Source organism: Streptomyces sp. UC4497, assembly GCF_054871485.1.
This window is the reverse complement of record NZ_JBTYHB010000010.1, coordinates 1-16,090: the sequence shown is the minus strand read 5'-3', so window position 1 is coordinate 16,090 and position 16,090 is coordinate 1. Positions and strand designations below refer to the sequence as shown.

The window sequence follows — 16,090 nt, the reverse complement described above, 5'->3', positions numbered from 1 at the left end:
CTGCCACCGTTGCCGCAGCCGGCTACCGCGGGCGCGGTACTTCCACGGCCGCTGCGGCACGCGCGGTAGCCGGCCGATCCTCCGCACGCAGGGTCCGCCCCCGGCGCCCTGCGGCTAGATTGCGCGCATGGGCACGGAACGGTTCGCTGTGCGGGCGGGAGTCAGGGACGCGGTGATCGCCGGGTGTGTGGCGGCGATGCTGCTCGCCGCCGGGCTCTCCGGCGACCGGGCCGGCACGCACCTCGAACTCCTCGGCTACGCGCTGCTGTTGGGCGGCGGCCTCGCGCTCTACGCACGCCGCCGCGCGCCCGTCGCCGTCCTCGCGGTCACCGGTCTGTGCGCCGTCGGCTATCAGGCGACAGGCCTCGACGTACCGGTCGTGGCCTATCTGTTCGCGGTGTACGCCGCGGTGCGCGAGGGGCACCGACTCGCCACGCTGGTGGCATCCGTCGCCGTCCTCGCCGCGCTGCCGCTCGCCTACCTGCTCTCGCCGGGCGCCGGGTCCGTCCGCGAGGCGTTCACGCACTCGCGGGGCGCGCTCGAACTGGGCTGGCTGGTCGCGGCCGCCGCCGCGGGGGAAGCGCTGCGGCAGGCCGAGCGGCGTGCGGACGAGGCGGAGCGCACCCGGGAGGAGACCGCGCGGCGGCGCGCCGACGAGGAACGGCTGCGTATCGCACGGGAGTTGCACGATTCGCTGACCCACCAGATCTCGATCGTCAAGCTGCAGGCCGAGGTCGCCGTCCACGTGGCGCTCAAGCGCGGCGAGCAGGTGCCCGAGCCTCTCCTGGCCATCCAGGAGGCGGGCCGTGAGGCGAGCCGCGAGCTGCGGGCGACGCTGGAGGCTCTGCGGGACGACGACACACGCCCGCCGCACACCCTCGACGACCTGCCGGAGCTGGTGAAGCGGGCCGGAACGGGCGGTCTGGAGACGACGTTGACGATCGAGGGCCGCCCCCGCGAGGTGCCGGCCGCCGTGCAGCGCACCGCCTACCGCATCGTCCAGGAGTCACTGACGAACGTCGCCCGGCACGCCGCCGCCCGCACCGCCGAGGTCACCGTCGGCCACCGCCCGGACACCCTCGCCCTGCGCATCGACGACGACGGCACGGCCGCACCGGGCTCCGCCCCGCTGCCCGGCATCGGACTCCTCGGCATGCACGAACGTGTCACCGCGCTCGGCGGCACTTTGCGGGCCGAGCCACGTCCCGGCGGCGGGTTCAGCGTCCGGGCCGAACTCCCCGTGGAGCGCACACCATGAACGGGGCACAGGACGAGGCGCGGAAGGTGATCCGGGTGCTGCTCGTCGACGACCAGCCGCTCATCCGCAGCGGATTCCGCGCGCTCCTCGACCTCGAGGACGACATCGAGGTGGTGGCGGAGGCCGCCAACGGCGAGGAGGCGCTGGCACTCATCAGGCGACACCTGCCCGACATCGTGCTGATCGACATCCAGATGCCGGTCGTCGACGGCATCGAGGCGACCCGCCGCATCGCCGCGGACCCGGCCCTCGACCAGGTGCACGTGGTCGTCCTGACCAACTACGGCCTGGACGAGTACGTCTTCGAGGCGCTGCGGGCGGGCGCCGCGGGGTTCCTGGTGAAGGACATCCTGCCGGAGGACCTGCTGCACGCGGTGCGGGTCGCCGCGCGGGGCGACGCCCTGCTCGCGCCGTCGATCACGCGCAAGCTGATCGACCGTTACGTCACCCAGCCGCCGCATCCGGGCCCGGCCGAGGGCCTGGCGGAGCTGACGAACCGCGAGCGCGAGGCCGTCGTCCTGGTCGCCCACGGACTCGCCAACGACCAGGTCGCTGCCCGCATGGTGATCACACCGCTGACCGCGAAGACCCACATCAACCGGGCCATGTCCAAACTCCGCGCCCGCGACCGCGCCCATCTCGTGGTGCTCGCGTACGAATCCGGGCTCGTGACCGCACGCGGCGCCAGGTGACAGGTGTGCCTCAGCCCAGCCACCCGGGCCGCACGAGCCCCGACTCGTAGGCCAGTACGACGAGTTGGGCCCGATCACGGGCGCCCAGCTTCACCATCGTGCGGCTCACATGGGTCTTCGCCGTGAGCGGGCTGACGACGAGGCGGCGGGCGATCTCCTCGTTGGACAGGCCGATGCCGACGAGCGCCATCACCTCCCGCTCCCGCTCGGTCAGTTCGGTGAGCGGCGCGACGGTCTCCGGCTCCTTCGAGCGCGCCGCGAACTCGGCGATCAGGCGGCGGGTGACGCCCGGCGAGAGCAGCGCGTCGCCATGAACAACTGCCCTTACGGCGCGCAGCAGTTCCTCCGGCTCGGTGTCCTTGACGAGGAAGCCGGAGGCCCCGGAGCGGATCGCCTCGAAGACGTACTCGTCGAGTTCGAAGGTGGTGAGCATGACCACCTTCACCGCCTCCAGGTCCGCGTCCTCGCCGATCCGGCGGGTCGCCGCGAGGCCGTCGAGCAGCGGCATGCGGATGTCCATGAGCACGACGTCGGGGCGCAGTTCGCGCACCAGGCGCACCGCTTCCTCGCCGTCCGCCGCCTCGCCCGCGACCTCGATGTCGCTCTGCGCGTCGAGCAGCGCCCGGAACCCGGCGCGGACGAGCGACTGGTCGTCGGCGAGCAGTACGCGGATCACTGGAGCTCCTCCGATGCGGACGGTGCGGAAGTGGTCGTGGTGAGCGGGAGGCGCGCGACGACCCGGAAACCGCCATCCCCGCGCGGGCCCGCCTCGATCGTGCCACCGAGGGCGGCGGCGCGCTCGCGCATTCCGGCGAGCCCGTTGCCGCTGCCGCCCGCGTCGGCGTGGGTCGAGGGCCCGTCGTCGTCGACGGTGAGCGTCAACACCCGGTCCCCGTACGACAGTTGTACGCGCGCGTGGCGTGAGCCCGAGTGCCGTACGACATTGGTGAGCGCTTCCTGCACGATGCGGAACGCGGCGAGGTCGGCGCCCGGCGGCAGCGTGGCCCGCGCGCCGTCGGTGGTGACGTCGACGGTGAGCCCGGCGCCCGCGGCCTGGTCGACGAGTTCCGGGAGGCGGTCGAGGCCGGGCGCGGGTGCGCGGGGCGCGTCGCCGGGGGTCCGGAGAGTGTCGAGGACCTGCCGCACCTCTCCCAGCGCCTCCTTGCTCGCGCTCTTGATGGTGGTCAGCGCGGTGCGGGCCTGCTCCGGGTCGGTGTCGAGCAGGGCGAGCCCGACGCCCGCCTGCACGTTGATCACGGAGATGGAGTGGGCGAGCACGTCGTGGAGTTCGCGGGCGATGCGCAGGCGCTCCTCGTCGGCCCGCCGTCTGGCCGCCTTCTCCCGCTCCACGCGCGCGTGCTCCCACTGTTCGCGCCGCACCCGCGCCAGCTCGGCGATCGCCATGATCGCGAGCACCCAGGCCGCGACGATCCCCTCCTGCGCCCACGGGGCGGGCCCGTCGCCCGAGGGCGGCAGATATGCGTACAGCCAGTGCCCGATGAGCAGGTGCCCCGCCCAGAGCACCCCGGCCGCGCCCCACGCCGCCCACCGGCGCCCCGCCACGATCGCGGAGAAGCACGCGAGGGCCACGAGCAGGAACACGGGACCGTACGGATACCCGGCGCCCAGGTACACGGTCACGCACGCCGTCGTGCCGAACGCGACGGCGACCGGGTACCGCCGGCGCCACAGGAGCAGCACGCCCCCGACGAGCATCAGCAGCCGCGCGAACACATCCAGGTCCGCGCGCTCGCCCACCTGCCCGTGCGCGGCGAAGTTGGTCCCCATGAGGACGAACACGGTGACGAGAAGCGTGGACCGCCACGGCCACCGACGGTCGCCCTCGACGGCCCCGCGCCCCCACCGGTCGCGCAGCCACGGTGGCCCGCCCCACTGCCGGGGCGGGCCACCGTCACGTACGCGCTGCTCGTCCATGCCGCCACGCTAAGCGCCCCGGGCGGCGCCGGGCGTCCGCCGTGCGAGGTGATCACACGTACTTCCGCGGGAGTACGGCTACATGGAGAGCCCGACGTCGCGGGCGAGGCGCGACACGGCGTGGTCGAAGAAGGCCGATCGGTCGTCGACGACGCGGTTGAACTGGCCGAACAGCTCGAAACCGATGAGCCCGAACAGTTGCGCCCACGCGGCGACGAGCGCGGCCACCACCCCCGGCGGCAGGTCAGGCGCGAGATCCGCGGCCATACGCTCGGCCTCGGGCCGCAGGGCGTCGGAGAGCTCGGGCGGCGCCACGCCGCCGCCCTGGTGCGCGTCGCGGACGATCCCGATGAGCAGTTGCCCGACGCGCGCGGCGGCCCTGACCGTACTGTCCGGAGCCGTGTATCCGGGCACGGGGGACCCGTAGATGAGGGCGTACTCGTGCGGGTACGCCAGGGCCCAGTCCCGTACCGCCCCGCACACGGCGCTCCAGCGCTCGGTGGCCGACGACGTCCGGACGAAGCCGACGTCCGCGTGCTCGGCGGCCTCGCCCAGGGCGTCGTACGCGTCGATGATGAGCGCGGTCAGCAGGTCGTCGCGGCTGGGGAAGTAGCGGTACAGGGCCGAGGAGACCATGCCGAGTTCGCGGGCGACGGCGCGCAGCGAGAGCTTGGCCGCACCGCTCTCGGCGAGCTGTCTGCGCGCCTCGTCCTTGATGGCGGCGGTGACCTCTTGCCGGGCGCGGGCGCGGGCTCCTTGGGCGGCACTCGCGGCTCGTGGGGGTGTGCTGCGGCTCGTACTCATGGTTCGAGTGTTCCACGGATACGGATCGGTGCACACATTGCGGTGCGGTGCTCAAAAAAGAGAGCACTGCTCTTGCTTTGGATCACTGAACCCGTGCAGACTGCTCTCAAGCGAGAGCACCGCTCACACTTTCCTGGAGGACCTCATGTCCGCGTCCGTGCACGTTCAGAAGCCCGGCTGGTTCACCGTGAACGTCCTGAACCGGGTGGTGTCGTGGATGACCCGCCGGGGCCTCAGCGTCTGGGGATCCCGCGTCCTCGCCGTCCGGGGCCGCAAGAGCGGCGAGTGGCGCACCACACCGGTCAACCTCATGACCGTGGACGGCCGGCAGTACCTCGTGGCCCCGCGCGGCCACGTCCAGTGGACCCACAACATGCGGGCCGCGGGCGGCGGGGAACTGCGCCTGGGCAAGCGGGCCGACGCCTTCACCGCGATCGAGGTCACGGACGACGACAAGCCCGCCCTGCTGCGCGCCTACCTCAAGCGCTGGAAGGCGGAGGTCGGGGTGTTCTTCAACGGGGTGGGGCCCGACTCCTCCGACGCCGAACTGCGCCGGATCGCGCCGGACCACCCCGTCTTCCACATCACGTTCAAGTGACCGTCAGCGGTCGAGCCGCGACAGCGCCCGCCCCGCCATCGGATGCGTGCGCACGAGCTCGCCCAGGGAGGACGAGCCCCGCGTGATCCTCGCGAACGCGTTCCACGCGGGGCGCACCGAGGTGAGCGCCGCGTGCAGCAGTCCCGGCTTGCGCTCGAAGACCGCCAACATGCTCTTGCCGACGGCCATTTCGACGCCGAGACCGGCCTTGACCGCGAACGCGTAGTTCAGCGCCTGGCGCCGCGCGTCCACCGCGTCGTGCGCCTCGGCGACGCGCACCGCCCACTCCCCCGCGAGCCGCCCCGAGCGCAGCGCGAACGAGATGCCCTCCCGGGTCCACGGCTCCAGGAGCCCCGCCGCGTCGCCGCACACCAGGACGCGGCCGCGCGAGAGCGGCGAGTCGTCGGCCCGGCAGCGCGTCAGGTGCCCGGACGAGATCGACGGCTCGAAGCCGGCGAGCCCGAGGCGCGCGATGAAGTCCTCCAAGTACCGCTTGGTGGCGGCGCCTTCCCCCTTCGCCGAGATCACGCCCACGGTGAGGGTGTCGCCCTTCGGGAACACCCACCCGTAACTGCCGGGAATCGGCCCCCAGTCGATGAGGACCCGCCCCTGCCAGTCCTCGGCGACGCTCTGCGGTACCGGGATCTCCGCCTCCAGGCCGAGGTCGACCTGGTCCATCTCCACGCCGACATGCGCGCCGATCCGGCTCGCGCTGCCGTCGGCGCCGACCACGGCCCGCGCCAGGATCGTCTCGCCGCCCTGCAGCCCGACCGCGACGGTGCGCCGGTCGGGCACCGCGCTGCCGTGCTGCTCGACGCTGGTCACCGTGACACCGGTACGCAGCTCGGCGCCCGCCTTCTGGGCGTGCTCGACGAGCTGGGCGTCGAACTCGGGCCGGTTGATGAGCCCGAAGAGCATCTTCTTGGAGCGCCGGGTGCGGGTGTACCTGCCGTTCAGGGAGAACGTCACCGCGTTGATCCGGTCCTTGAACGGCAGCACGAAGCCGGGCGGCAGCGCGTCCCGCGAAGGGCCGATGATGCCGCCGCCGCACGTCTTGTAGCGGGGCAGTTCGGCCTTCTCCAGGAGGAGCACCCGACGCCCCGCGCTCGCGGCCGCGTACGCGGCGGAGGCGCCTGCCGGGCCCGCGCCCACGACGACGACGTCCCACACGCTCCCGGAGGGCCCGCCGTCGCCCGTCTCGTTGCCGTCCGTGCCGTCCGTCGCCGGATTCTCGCTGCTCACGATGGTCTGCTGCTCCCGTTTCGGCCATCTAGGAATGCCTGCCGCACCTGTCCCAGGCATCCTACGGCGGGCAGTGCGTCGGCCCTCTATGGGAGGATCTTCCGCACACCCTGCACAACGTCGCACCTACGAGGAGCGTGCCCATGTCGCCGCATCCGATCGCCGAGACCGTCGCCTCGCTCATGCCGAGGGCCAAGACGGAGCTGACCGAACTGGTCGCTTTCAAGTCGGTGGCGGACTTCGAGCAGTACCCGAAGAGCGAGAGCGAGGGCGCGGCCAACTGGGTCGCCGACGCACTGCGCGCCGAGGGTTTCCAGGACGTCGCACTGCTCGACACCCCGGACGGCACGCAGTCGGTGTACGGATTCCTGCCCGGCCCCGCGGGTGCGCCCACGGTGCTGCTGTACGCGCACTACGACGTACAGCCGACGCTGGACGAGGCGGCGTGGGTGACGCCCCCGTTCGAGTTGACGGAGCGCGAGGACGGCCGCTGGTACGGGCGCGGCTCGGCCGACTGCAAGGGCGGCGTGCTGCTGCACCTGCTGGCGATCCGCGCCCTGAAGGCGAACGGCGGGGTGCCGGTCAACGTCAAGGTGATCGCGGAGGGTTCCGAGGAGCAGGGCACGGGCGGCCTGGAGCGCTACGCCGAGCAGCACCCCGAGCTGCTCACCGCCGACACGATCGTCATCGGTGACGCGGGCAATTTCCGCGTCGGCCTGCCGACCGCGACGGCGACCCTGCGGGGCATGACGCTGGTCCGCGTCCAGGTCGACACCCTCGAAGGCAACCTGCACTCCGGCCAGTTCGGCGGCGCCGCCCCGGACGCGCTCGCCGCCCTGGTCCGTGTCCTGGACTCGCTGCGCGCCGAGGACGGCTCGACGACCATCGACGGCTTGGACTCCGCCGAGTCCTGGGACGGCCTGCAGTACGACGAGGACGCGTTCCGCAAGGACGCGAAGGTGCTCGACGGGGTCGGCCTGATCGGCTCCGGCACGGTCGCCGACCGCATCTGGGCCCGCCCCGCCGTCACGGTCCTCGGCATCGACAGCCCGCCCGTCGTCGGCGCGACGCCGTCGGTGCAGGCGGGCGCCCGCGCGCTGATCAGCCTGCGCGTCCCGCCGGGCGTCGACGCCTCGGAGGCCACGAAGCTCCTCATGGCGCACATCGAGGCGCACACCCCGTGGGGCGCCCGGGTCGCGGTCGAACAGGTCGGCCAGGGCCAGCCGTTCCGCGCGAACACCGCGAGCCCCGCGTACGCGGCGATGGCGGACGCCATGGCGCAGGCGTACGACGGCCAGGAGATGCAGTACGCGGGCCAGGGCGGCTCGATCCCGCTGTGCAACACGCTCGCCTCGCTCTACCCGGAGGCGGAGATCCTCCTCATCGGCCTGAGCGAGCCGGAGGCCCAGATCCACGCGGTCAACGAGTCGGTGTCCCCGGAGGAGCTGGAGCGCCTCTCGGTGGCGGAGGCCCTGTTCCTGCAGAAGTACGCGGCCTCCAACTGACGTCGCGCAATCCGTCTCTGCCCTGAGCCAAGTCGTACGCGGCTCGGGGCACGGGGCTCGTACGGTCGCGGCATGGACACCACCGACGCGTACCCGATCGTCGAGACCATCGACGTCACACCCCGGCTCCGGCTGCTGCGGTTCGCCGTCGGCCAGGCCTATCTCTGGCGCGACGCGGACGGGTTGACGCTCATCGACGCGGGCGCGGTCGGCGCCGCGCACCCGATCGCCGACGCCGTACGCGCGTGGGGGCACGACCCCGGCGACGTACGGCGGGTCGTGCTCACGCACTTCCACGAGGACCATGCGGGCGGGGCCGGGGAGTTCGCGCGTCTCAGCGGGGCCGAGGTGTCCGCGCACCGGCTCGACGCCCCGTACGTGCGCGGCGAGGCGGTGGGGCCCGAGCCGGTCCACGAGGACTGGGAACGTCCTCTTCATGCCCAGGCCCTGGCCCAGCTCCCGCCGGCTCCGGCGGACCCTGTGCTCCCTTACTACGTAAGGGAGTTGGAAGACGGTGACGTGCTCGCCTTCGGTGACGGGGCGCACGTCGTCGCGGCGCCAGGACACACCGAGGGGTCGATCGCGCTCCATCTCCCCCGGCACGGCGTGCTGTTCACCGGCGACGCGATCGCGGCGTCACCGCTGGACGGGCAGGTGATGCTCGGCGTGTTCAACCTGGACAAGGAGCGGGCGATCGCCTCCTACCGGCGGCTCGCAGGGCTCGACAGCGAGGTGGCCTGCTTCGGGCACGGCGACCCGGTGGTGGGCGGGGCGGGCGCGGCACTGCGGGCGGCGGTCGCGCGCGCTCACCCCACCGGGACCCCTGCCTCCAAGTAGTGGGCGGCGCCGCGCTCGCGCGCCCTGAGGGCCCAGCGCAGCCGCTCGAACCGTACGGGCGGCAGCAGCGCGGCGGCCTCGCTCTCCGTCACGAAGCGCCATGCGCGCAACTCGGGCCCCGGCAACAGCACTTCGCGTGCCCGCGAGCCCGTGAGCCGGCCGCCGTCGAAGAGGAGCCGCAGGCCGCCGTAGCCGGGCGGCGCGGGCGCCTCCCAGTCGACGACCAACAGCCGCGGCACGTCGTCGAGTTGGATCCCCGTCTCCTCCGCCACCTCGCGCACACCCGCGCGCGCGGGCGCCTCGCCCGCCTCGACGACACCGCCGGGGAACTCCCAGCCCGGCTTGTACGTGGGGTCGACGAGCAGCACCCGGTCCTCGTCGTCGAAGAGCAGCACACCCGCGGCCACCGTCTCGGCGGTGGGCTCGGGCGTCTGCACGATGTCGCAGGACGGCGCGTCCCCGGTACGCAGGGCGGCGGCGATCCGGACGGCGGTCTCGTACGGGGACAGGGCGCCGTTGTCGACGGGGTAGGCGTCGGCGGCGAGCCAGCCGGCAAGTGCGGCCCGGTACGGCTCGATGTCGGCGGGGGCCTCTCCGGCGGGGTCACGAGCCCGCAGGATCGTTTCCCCAGGAGCAAGAAGCACATGGCACACAGGAATCCGCCGGGCCGCGAGGCCACCGAAGACCTCGTCGCGGTACTCCTCGCGGAGCAGCCCCATCGGCACCACGAGCACGCCGCCCAGCTCGGCGAGGAGCGCCGCGGCGGTGTCGACGACGAGGCGCCGCCAGATCGGCAGGTCCTGATGGTCGCTCACCTCGGCGAGCCGCTTCGCGGGCAGCAGCCGCTCCAGCTCGCCCTCGATCACCTCGGGGTCGAAGAGTGTGCAGTCGGGGATCAGGTCGATCAACTCCCGCGCCGCGGTGGTCTTCCCCGCGCGGGACGCCCCGTTGATCCAGACGATCACGGCTCCCCCTCATCCATCGGCCCCCTGTGGCTTGCCCGCAACACCCTGTCACGGAAACCAGCCGCTGATGAGGGGATCGATGCATACGCCAGCGACCTCGCCGGGGAGTTTAAAAGCAGGCCCCGGGATCCGCCGTACGGAGAGCCCGCCCGCCACCCAGGGAAGTCGCGGCAGGCGGGCTCTGTGTACCAGGCGGTCGCACGCCATGACACCGCCCGCGCGACTCCGGGTATCGGGGGGAGCCCGGAGCCGCCTGCGGGAGACCCGTCGGCCGGATGACGCCCACCGCTGCCCGACGGTCGACGGCCGGCCCAGATCATGACCTCCCGCGTTTTCTTCGAGCCAGTCAAGCGCGCCCCGGCGGAGTGCGACACCGTGTGTGCACCCCCGGTGACGGTGCGGAGTTCACACGGGGTGTGCACAGAACACACGGGTAGCGCCGTTAGCGGAACTACGCTTAACGTCAAGCGATTTCGGAGTTATTCACCCCATCAAGTGACGTGAGCCGCTCATGAATCGTTACGCCGCCGCAGGGAGGGAACCCTCCGACTAGCGTGATCGACCAGGCACCCTGGACCCCGGTGACCTCGTTCCGCCCGCCCGGTCCCTCCTCGGACTCGGCCGGGCTCGTGACCCGGGGGGCCAGATGCTACAGAGCGGGCAACAGGACTGCGCTTTCGGCGTGTTCGGCGCCATCGACATCACGTCTTCATTAGAGGACGGTATTCCCGCGCCCCGGCTGCGCATCGTCGGGGACTGCGTCGTGGTCGAACTGACCGGCGAGATCGACATTCAGACGTTCCACCAGATCTCCCCGATCCTCAACTCGGTGGCCGCCAGGCCCTACCGCGTGGTGGTCGTCGACCTGACCGACACGACGTTCTTCGACTGCTCCGGCCTCAGACTCCTGGAGCTCGCCGCGGAAAGGGCCCGCGAGCACGACGGCCGCGTCACCGTGGTCTGCCGCCACCGCCTCACCCTCCGCCTCATTTCGCTGGGCGGCCTGACCGGGCTGCTGGCGCCGGCCTGGACGGTGGGCGAGGCGGTACGCAGGGACCGACAGCTGCCCGGATGACGACCGAGGGCGTGACGGGCCTTCCCAGACGGGGCGAGGGCATGCTCGCCCCGTAAGGACGGCACGCCCGCCGGGTGCCTCAAACCGCTTGCCGGTGCACCCCGTTCACACCCGGCCCCACGCGCAGCGCCGCTGCCGCCGCGCCCACGAGACCGGCGTCCGTACCTGTCGACGCCGGGGCGACCGTGAGGCCCTGCACGAAGGAGAGCGTGGCGTAGTCGCGCAGCGCGCGGCGCAGGGGCGTGAACAGCACGTCACCGGCCTTCGCCACGCCACCGCCGATCACCGCGATGTCGATCTCCACGAGCGTCGCCGTCGCCGCGATACCGGCCGCGAGCGCCTGCGCCGCGCGCTCGAAGGAGGCGATCGCCACCGGGTCACCGGCGCGGGCCGCACGGGCCACCGCGACGGCGGTGTCGTCGCCGTCGGAGCCCGGCTGCCAGCCCTCGGCGAGGGCGCGACGGGCGATGTTGGGACCGCTGGCGATGCGCTCGACGCAGCCGCGCGCGCCGCACGGACAGGGGTCGCCGTCGAGGTCGACGCTGATGTGGCCGATGTGCCCGGCGTTGCCCGTCGGGCCGGGGTGCAGTTCGCCGCCCAGGATCAGGCCGCCGCCGACACCGGTCGACACGACCATGCACAGCGCGTTGTCGTGGCCCTGGGCCGCGCCCTGCCAGTGCTCGGCGGCCGTGATCGCCACGCCGTCGCCGATCAGCTCGACGGCCAGCTCGCCCGTCACCGCGCGCACCCGGTCGACCAGCGGGAATCCGCGCCAGCCCGGCACGTTGACCGGGCTGACCGTGCCCCGGGAGCGGTCCACGGGTCCGGCGCTGCCGATGCCCACGGCGCGTACCCGGGGCCACAGGTCGGAGGCCGTCAGCTCGCCGAGGACCTCCGCCACCGCGCCCATCACCGTCTCGCCGTCCTCCTGCGCGAGGGTCGGCCGCTGCGCTCGCAGGAGGAGGTGGCCCCGGTCGTCCACAAGGGCACCGGCGATCTTGGTGCCGCCGATGTCGAGCGCGGCGACGAGGTCCATGTGCATCAGTGTCTGTTCCCCTGGAAAGGCAGGTCGGATGGGCGGCTGCGAGTGGACAACCGATCAGTGGTGGACAGTCTCTCTCGCATCTGACAACGTTGTCCAGGCCCTATGCTCGACGCCACACGCCGGGACGACAGGACAGGACAGCGCACAGTGGACCGTACCGCCCGCCGCACCGAGAACCGCTACGGCAACCGACCGACGATGAAGGACGTCGCCGCGCGGGCCGGGGTCGGCCTGAAGACGGTCTCCCGCGTCGTCAACGCGGAGCCGGGTGTCACCGAGGACACCGAGCGCCGCGTACAGGAGGCGATCGCCGCGCTCGGCTTCCGGCGCAACGACAGCGCGCGCGTCCTGCGCAAGGGGCGTACGGCGAGCATCGGACTCGTCCTGGAGGATCTGGCCGACCCGTTCTACGGGCCGCTCAGCCGCGCCGTCGAGGAGGTCGCGCGGGCGCACGGCGCGCTGCTGATCAACGGGTCGAGCGCCGAGGACCCGGAGCGGGAGCAGGAGTTGGTGCTCGCGCTGTGCGCGCGGCGCGTGGACGGGCTCGTGGTGATCCCCGCGGGGACCGACCACCAGTACCTGGCGCCGGAGATCGCGGCCGGTGTCGCGACGGTCTTCGTGGACCGACCCGCCGGGAAGATCGACGCGGACGTGGTGCTGTCCGACAACTTCGGGGGCGCGCGCGACGGTGTCGCCCACCTCATCGCCCAGGGCCACCGACGGATCGGCTTCATCGGCGACCAGCCCCGCATCCACACGGCGATCGAGCGTGTGCGCGGGTACCGGGCGGCCATGGAGGACGCCGGGCTCGCCGTCGACGACCGGTGGGTGTCGCTCGGTGTCACGGAACCCGAGCGGGTGCGGCGCGCGGCCGAGGACATGCTCACGGGCCCCGACCCGGTCACGGCGATCTTCTCGGGCAACAACCGTGTGACGGTCACGGCCGTCCGGGTCCTGTCCGAACGCGAACGCCCCGTGGCCCTCGTCGGCTTCGACGACATCGAGCTGGGCGACCTGCTGAAGCCGGGCGTGACGGTGGTGGCGCAGGACGCGGCGCAGCTGGGCCGCACGGCGGCGGACCGTCTCTTCCTGCAGCTGGACGGGGCGGCGCTGCCGCCCGAGCGCATAGAGCTGACGACGCGCCTGATCCAGCGCGGCTCGGGCGAACTGCCGCCCGCCGACTGAGTCGACCGCCCACGGCCCTAGTACTCGATCAGGCCGCCCACCGGTACCGGCGCGACGTGGCCGGTCGGCGGAGTGGTCAGCGCCAGGGCGAGACCGATGTCGAGCAGCGACGAGCGGGCGAGGGCCGCGACGTCGGCGAGCGGTGTCCAGACCGACTCGGCCGTTTCCCCGTTGGGCTCGGGCCGCAGCGTTCCCCCGGTGATCCGGACCGCGTAGAAGACGCCGACGTTGTGCAGCGGGGGCGATCCGGGCACGCGGCGCTCCGCAGCGGGCACGACCCGCGAGTCCACGCCCAGCAGCCGTTCGACCTCGCCCGTCAGGCCGGTCTCCTCGGCGACCTCGCGGACCACCGCGTCGACGGGGTCCTCCGCGTCCTCGACGCGCCCGCCGGGCAGCGTCCACGTCTGCTCCCCGTCGGGCTTGACGGCGTGCGCCAGCAGCACCCGCCCGTCCTCGATGCACACGGCGTAGGCCGCCAGCCGTAGGTCCATCCCGGAAGGTTAGGCGCGCGGCCGCCGAACGCACCGCTGCCCTCCCCCGGCCGTCCCCGGAGAAGGGCAGCGACGAACTGTGTGCCTTACTCCGCCGTGGCCGTCAGGTCGCCTCGGCGCGGGGCCGAGTAACCCTCCAGGTCGGCGCGGGTGAGGCCGGAGCGGCGGGCGACCTCGGCGACGTCGAGGGCGCCGCAGTCGAGGCCGCGCAGCAGGTAGCCGGCGAGGGCCTTCGCGGTGGCGGGCTCGTCGGCGATGTCGCCCTCGGCCTGGTTGGCGTAGGCGGACAGGCGCGCGGCGGCGGCCTCGAAGCCCTCGCGGTAGAAGGCGAAGACGGCGGCGTAGCGCGTCGGGATGTGGCCCGGGTGCATGTCCCAGCCCTGGTAGTAGGCGCGGGCCAGGGCGCGCCGGGTGAGGCCGAAGTGCAGGCGCCAGGCGTCGTGGACCTTGGCGGTGGAGCCGACGGGCAGCACGTTCGTCGAGCCGTCCGAGACGCGGACGCCGGTGCCCGCTGCGGCGACCTGCATGACCGCCTTCGCGTAGTCGGCGGCCGGGTGGTCGCTGGCCTGGTACGCGGCGGAGACGCCGAGGCAGGCGCTGTAGTCGAAGGTGCCGTAGTGCAGACCGGTCGCGCGGCCCTCCGCCGCCTCGATCATGCGGGCCACCGTGGCGGTGCCGTCGCCGCCGAGGATGGACTGGCTGGTCTCGATCTGGATCTCGAAGCCGATCCGGCCGGGCTCGAGCCCGTGCTGCTTCTCGAACGCCTCCAGGATCCGCACCATGGCGGTGACCTGCTCCGGGTACGTCACCTTGGGCAGGGTGAGCACGAGGCCCTCGGGCAGGCCGCCGTGCTCCATGAGGCCGGTGAGGAAGATGTCGAGCGTGCGGATGGCGCGGTCGCGGACCGCCTCCTCCATGCACTTCATGCGGATGCCCATGTACGGGGCGGCCGTGCCGTTCGCGTACGCCTCGGCGATGACGCGGGCGGCGCGCGCGGCGGTCTCGTCCTCGTCGGCGTCGGAGGCGGGCCGGTAGCCGTCCTCGAAGTCGACGCGCAGGTCCTCCACCGGCTCGCGCTCCAGCTTCGCGCGTACGCGGGTGTAGACCGGCTCGGCGAGCTCCTCGCTCAGGCCGAGGACGGCTGCGAAGGAGGCGGCGTCCGGGGCGTGCTCGTCGAGCTGTGCGAGCGCCTTGTCGCCCCAGGTGCGGATGGTGTCGGCGTTGAACGCGTCGCCGGGGACGTAGACCGTGTGGACGGGCTGACGGGTGCCGGGGTCTCCCGGGTAGCGGCGGGCGAGCTCCGCGTCGACCGGGGCGAGTGAGGCGCTGATGCTCTCGCTGACCGCGCCCGCGAGGCTCGTCGACACCTTCTCCTGCTGACCCATTCGTGCACTCTCCGTATGCTCGATGTTTCCACTTCACGGAATCAACAATCCGTATAGCGAAGTTAACCGTCGGCGTGATCGGCGTCAATGGGTCTTTTTCGTCGCCTCTGCCATCGTCCTGTCACGCGGACGGGGCCGCGCGGTGCGAACACCACGCGGCCCCGTCGACGTCGGAACTGTCTCAGCCCTTGCGGGTCTTGACCTCTTCGGTCAGGGCCGGGACGACGTCGAAGAGGTCGCCGACGACGCCGTAGTCGACGAGGTCGAAGATCGGCGCCTCGGCGTCCTTGTTGATCGCGACGATCGTCTTCGAGGTCTGCATACCGGCGCGGTGCTGGATCGCACCGGAGATACCCGAGGCGATGTACAGCTGCGGCGAGACACTCTTGCCGGTCTGGCCGACCTGGTTGGAGTGCGGGTACCAGCCCGCGTCCACCGCGGCACGCGAGGCGCCCACGGCCGCGCCGAGGGAATCGGCGAGCGCCTCGATGACCGAGAAGTTCTCGGCACCGTTGACACCACGGCCACCGGAGACCACGATCGCGGCCTCCGTCAGGTCCGGACGCCCCGTCGACTCACGCGGGGTGCGCGAGGTCACCTTGGTGCCGGTCGCGGCCTCGGAGAACGACACCGTCAGGGCCTCGACGGCGCCGGCGGCCGGGGCCGCCTCCACGGCGGCCGAGTTGGGCTTGACGGTGATGACCGGCGTGCCCTTCGAGACGGTCGACTTGGTGGTGTAGGAGGCGGCGAACACCGACTGCGTGGCGATGGGGGCGCCGTCGCCGGCCTCCAGGTCGACGGCGTCGGTGATGATGCCCGAACCGATCCGCAGCGCGAGACGGGCGGCGATCTCCTTGCCCTCCGCGGAGGACGGCACCAGCACCGCGGCCGGGGACACCGACTCGTAGGCGGCCTGCAGCGCGTCCACCTTCGGCACCACCAGGTAGTCGGCGTACTCGCCGGCCTCGTGCGTGAGCACCTTGACCGCGCCGTGCTCGGCGAGCGCGGCGGCGGTGTCACCGGCGCCGTTGCCCAGCGCCACGGCGACCGGGTCGCCGATGCGGCGGGCCAGC

The 16,090-nt window shown here is 72.7% G+C and carries 16 protein-coding genes; 7 read left to right on the top strand and 9 right to left on the bottom strand.

Going from position 1 to position 16,090, the window contains the following annotated elements:
- Nucleotides 1–127: 127 nt before the first annotated feature.
- Together ACYSUO_RS15965 and ACYSUO_RS15960 are read left to right on the top strand one after the other, a co-directional pair.
- On the top strand, nt 128–1,258 hold the full coding sequence (locus tag ACYSUO_RS15965; protein WP_461776753.1) for a sensor histidine kinase: 1,131 nt from the start codon (nt 128–130) through the stop codon (nt 1,256–1,258).
- A gap of 26 nt (nt 1,259–1,284) precedes the next feature.
- Nucleotides 1,285–1,950: a response regulator gene (locus tag ACYSUO_RS15960; protein ID WP_461777002.1), complete on the top strand. Its 666-nt coding sequence runs from the start codon at nt 1,285–1,287 to the stop codon at nt 1,948–1,950.
- 10 nt (nt 1,951–1,960) lie between these two features.
- On the opposite strand, the gene ACYSUO_RS15955 is transcribed toward ACYSUO_RS15960, so the two are convergent.
- From ACYSUO_RS15955 to ACYSUO_RS15945, 3 genes are all read right to left on the bottom strand, one after another.
- Nucleotides 1,961–2,626 carry a response regulator gene (locus ACYSUO_RS15955; RefSeq protein ID WP_461776752.1) on the bottom strand — a complete coding sequence of 222 codons (666 nt, stop codon included), beginning with the start codon at nt 2,624–2,626 and terminating at the stop codon, nt 1,961–1,963.
- Complete coding sequence (locus ACYSUO_RS15950; RefSeq protein ID WP_461776751.1) at nt 2,623–3,885, bottom strand: sensor histidine kinase; 1,263 nt, start codon at nt 3,883–3,885, stop codon at nt 2,623–2,625. Before ACYSUO_RS15950 ends, ACYSUO_RS15955 begins: the two co-directional genes overlap by 4 nt.
- A 78-nt stretch (nt 3,886–3,963) precedes the next feature.
- Complete coding sequence (locus ACYSUO_RS15945; RefSeq protein WP_461776750.1) at nt 3,964–4,689, bottom strand: TetR/AcrR family transcriptional regulator; 726 nt, start codon at nt 4,687–4,689, stop codon at nt 3,964–3,966.
- A 145-nt stretch (nt 4,690–4,834) separates the two neighbouring features.
- Here ACYSUO_RS15945 and ACYSUO_RS15940 point away from each other — a divergent pair, with 145 nt between their 5' ends.
- Entirely contained in the window at nt 4,835–5,287 is a 453-nt protein-coding gene (locus tag ACYSUO_RS15940; RefSeq protein ID WP_461776749.1) for a nitroreductase family deazaflavin-dependent oxidoreductase, read from the top strand.
- A gap of 3 nt (nt 5,288–5,290) precedes the next feature.
- Here the strand turns inward: ACYSUO_RS15940 and ACYSUO_RS15935 are convergent, their stop codons facing one another.
- Nucleotides 5,291–6,529, bottom strand: a complete 1,239-nt coding sequence (locus ACYSUO_RS15935; RefSeq protein WP_461776748.1) for a geranylgeranyl reductase family protein — start codon at nt 6,527–6,529, stop codon at nt 5,291–5,293.
- 143 nt (nt 6,530–6,672) lie between these two features.
- Between ACYSUO_RS15935 and ACYSUO_RS15930 the strand changes: the two genes are divergently transcribed.
- The gene (locus ACYSUO_RS15930) at nt 6,673–8,034 is read left to right on the top strand and encodes a M20/M25/M40 family metallo-hydrolase (RefSeq protein WP_461776747.1); all 1,362 of its coding nucleotides are present in this window, start codon (nt 6,673–6,675) and stop codon (nt 8,032–8,034) included.
- Between the two features lie 72 nt (nt 8,035–8,106).
- The gene (locus ACYSUO_RS15925; RefSeq protein ID WP_461776746.1) at nt 8,107–8,871 is read left to right on the top strand and encodes an MBL fold metallo-hydrolase; all 765 of its coding nucleotides are present in this window, start codon (nt 8,107–8,109) and stop codon (nt 8,869–8,871) included.
- On the opposite strand, the gene ACYSUO_RS15920 is transcribed toward ACYSUO_RS15925, so the two are convergent.
- Nucleotides 8,841–9,836, bottom strand: a complete 996-nt coding sequence (locus ACYSUO_RS15920; RefSeq protein WP_461776745.1) for an NUDIX domain-containing protein — start codon at nt 9,834–9,836, stop codon at nt 8,841–8,843. The genes ACYSUO_RS15925 and ACYSUO_RS15920 overlap by 31 nt on opposite strands.
- Nucleotides 9,837–10,518: 682 nt before the next feature.
- Between ACYSUO_RS15920 and ACYSUO_RS15915 the strand changes: the two genes are divergently transcribed.
- On the top strand, nt 10,519–10,911 hold the full coding sequence (locus ACYSUO_RS15915; protein ID WP_461776744.1) for an anti-sigma factor antagonist: 393 nt from the start codon (nt 10,519–10,521) through the stop codon (nt 10,909–10,911).
- A 79-nt stretch (nt 10,912–10,990) separates the two neighbouring features.
- Here ACYSUO_RS15915 and ACYSUO_RS15910 read toward each other — a convergent pair whose 3' ends face one another.
- Nucleotides 10,991–11,953 (bottom strand): ROK family protein, encoded by a 963-nt coding sequence (locus tag ACYSUO_RS15910; protein WP_461776743.1) that lies wholly within the window; start codon nt 11,951–11,953, stop codon nt 10,991–10,993.
- A gap of 105 nt (nt 11,954–12,058) precedes the next feature.
- On the opposite strand from ACYSUO_RS15910, the gene ACYSUO_RS15905 reads away from it, so the two are divergent.
- Nucleotides 12,059–13,141, top strand: coding sequence for a LacI family DNA-binding transcriptional regulator (locus tag ACYSUO_RS15905; RefSeq protein ID WP_461776742.1), 1,083 nt, complete (start codon nt 12,059–12,061; stop codon nt 13,139–13,141).
- A 17-nt stretch (nt 13,142–13,158) separates the two neighbouring features.
- Here ACYSUO_RS15905 and ACYSUO_RS15900 read toward each other — a convergent pair whose 3' ends face one another.
- The 3 genes from ACYSUO_RS15900 to ACYSUO_RS15890 form a co-directional block, all read right to left on the bottom strand.
- Nucleotides 13,159–13,632: an NUDIX hydrolase gene (locus ACYSUO_RS15900; protein ID WP_461776741.1), complete on the bottom strand. Its 474-nt coding sequence runs from the start codon at nt 13,630–13,632 to the stop codon at nt 13,159–13,161.
- Between the two features lie 86 nt (nt 13,633–13,718).
- Nucleotides 13,719–15,017, bottom strand: coding sequence for a DUF6986 family protein (locus ACYSUO_RS15895; protein ID WP_461776740.1), 1,299 nt, complete (start codon nt 15,015–15,017; stop codon nt 13,719–13,721).
- Between the two features lie 181 nt (nt 15,018–15,198).
- The gene (locus ACYSUO_RS15890) at nt 15,199–16,089 is read right to left on the bottom strand and encodes an electron transfer flavoprotein subunit alpha/FixB family protein (protein WP_461776739.1); all 891 of its coding nucleotides are present in this window, start codon (nt 16,087–16,089) and stop codon (nt 15,199–15,201) included.
- Between the last annotated feature and the right edge of the window lies 1 nt (nt 16,090).

Excerpts from the sequence above, each read along its gene's own strand:
- ACYSUO_RS15925 (WP_461776746.1), top strand. The coding sequence starts at position 8,107 with ATGGACACCACCGACGCGTACCCGATCGTCGAGACCATCGACGTCACA.
- ACYSUO_RS15900 (WP_461776741.1), bottom strand. The coding sequence starts at position 13,632 with ATGGACCTACGGCTGGCGGCCTACGCCGTGTGCATCGAGGACGGGCGG.
- ACYSUO_RS15940 (WP_461776749.1), top strand. The coding sequence starts at position 4,835 with ATGTCCGCGTCCGTGCACGTTCAGAAGCCCGGCTGGTTCACCGTGAAC.
- ACYSUO_RS15930 (WP_461776747.1), top strand. The coding sequence starts at position 6,673 with ATGTCGCCGCATCCGATCGCCGAGACCGTCGCCTCGCTCATGCCGAGG.
- ACYSUO_RS15950 (WP_461776751.1), bottom strand. The coding sequence starts at position 3,885 with ATGGACGAGCAGCGCGTACGTGACGGTGGCCCGCCCCGGCAGTGGGGC.
- ACYSUO_RS15945 (WP_461776750.1), bottom strand. The coding sequence starts at position 4,689 with ATGAGTACGAGCCGCAGCACACCCCCACGAGCCGCGAGTGCCGCCCAA.
- ACYSUO_RS15905 (WP_461776742.1), top strand. The coding sequence starts at position 12,059 with ATGCTCGACGCCACACGCCGGGACGACAGGACAGGACAGCGCACAGTG.
- ACYSUO_RS15910 (WP_461776743.1), bottom strand. The coding sequence starts at position 11,953 with ATGCACATGGACCTCGTCGCCGCGCTCGACATCGGCGGCACCAAGATC.
- ACYSUO_RS15965 (WP_461776753.1), top strand. The coding sequence starts at position 128 with ATGGGCACGGAACGGTTCGCTGTGCGGGCGGGAGTCAGGGACGCGGTG.
- ACYSUO_RS15895 (WP_461776740.1), bottom strand. The coding sequence starts at position 15,017 with ATGGGTCAGCAGGAGAAGGTGTCGACGAGCCTCGCGGGCGCGGTCAGC.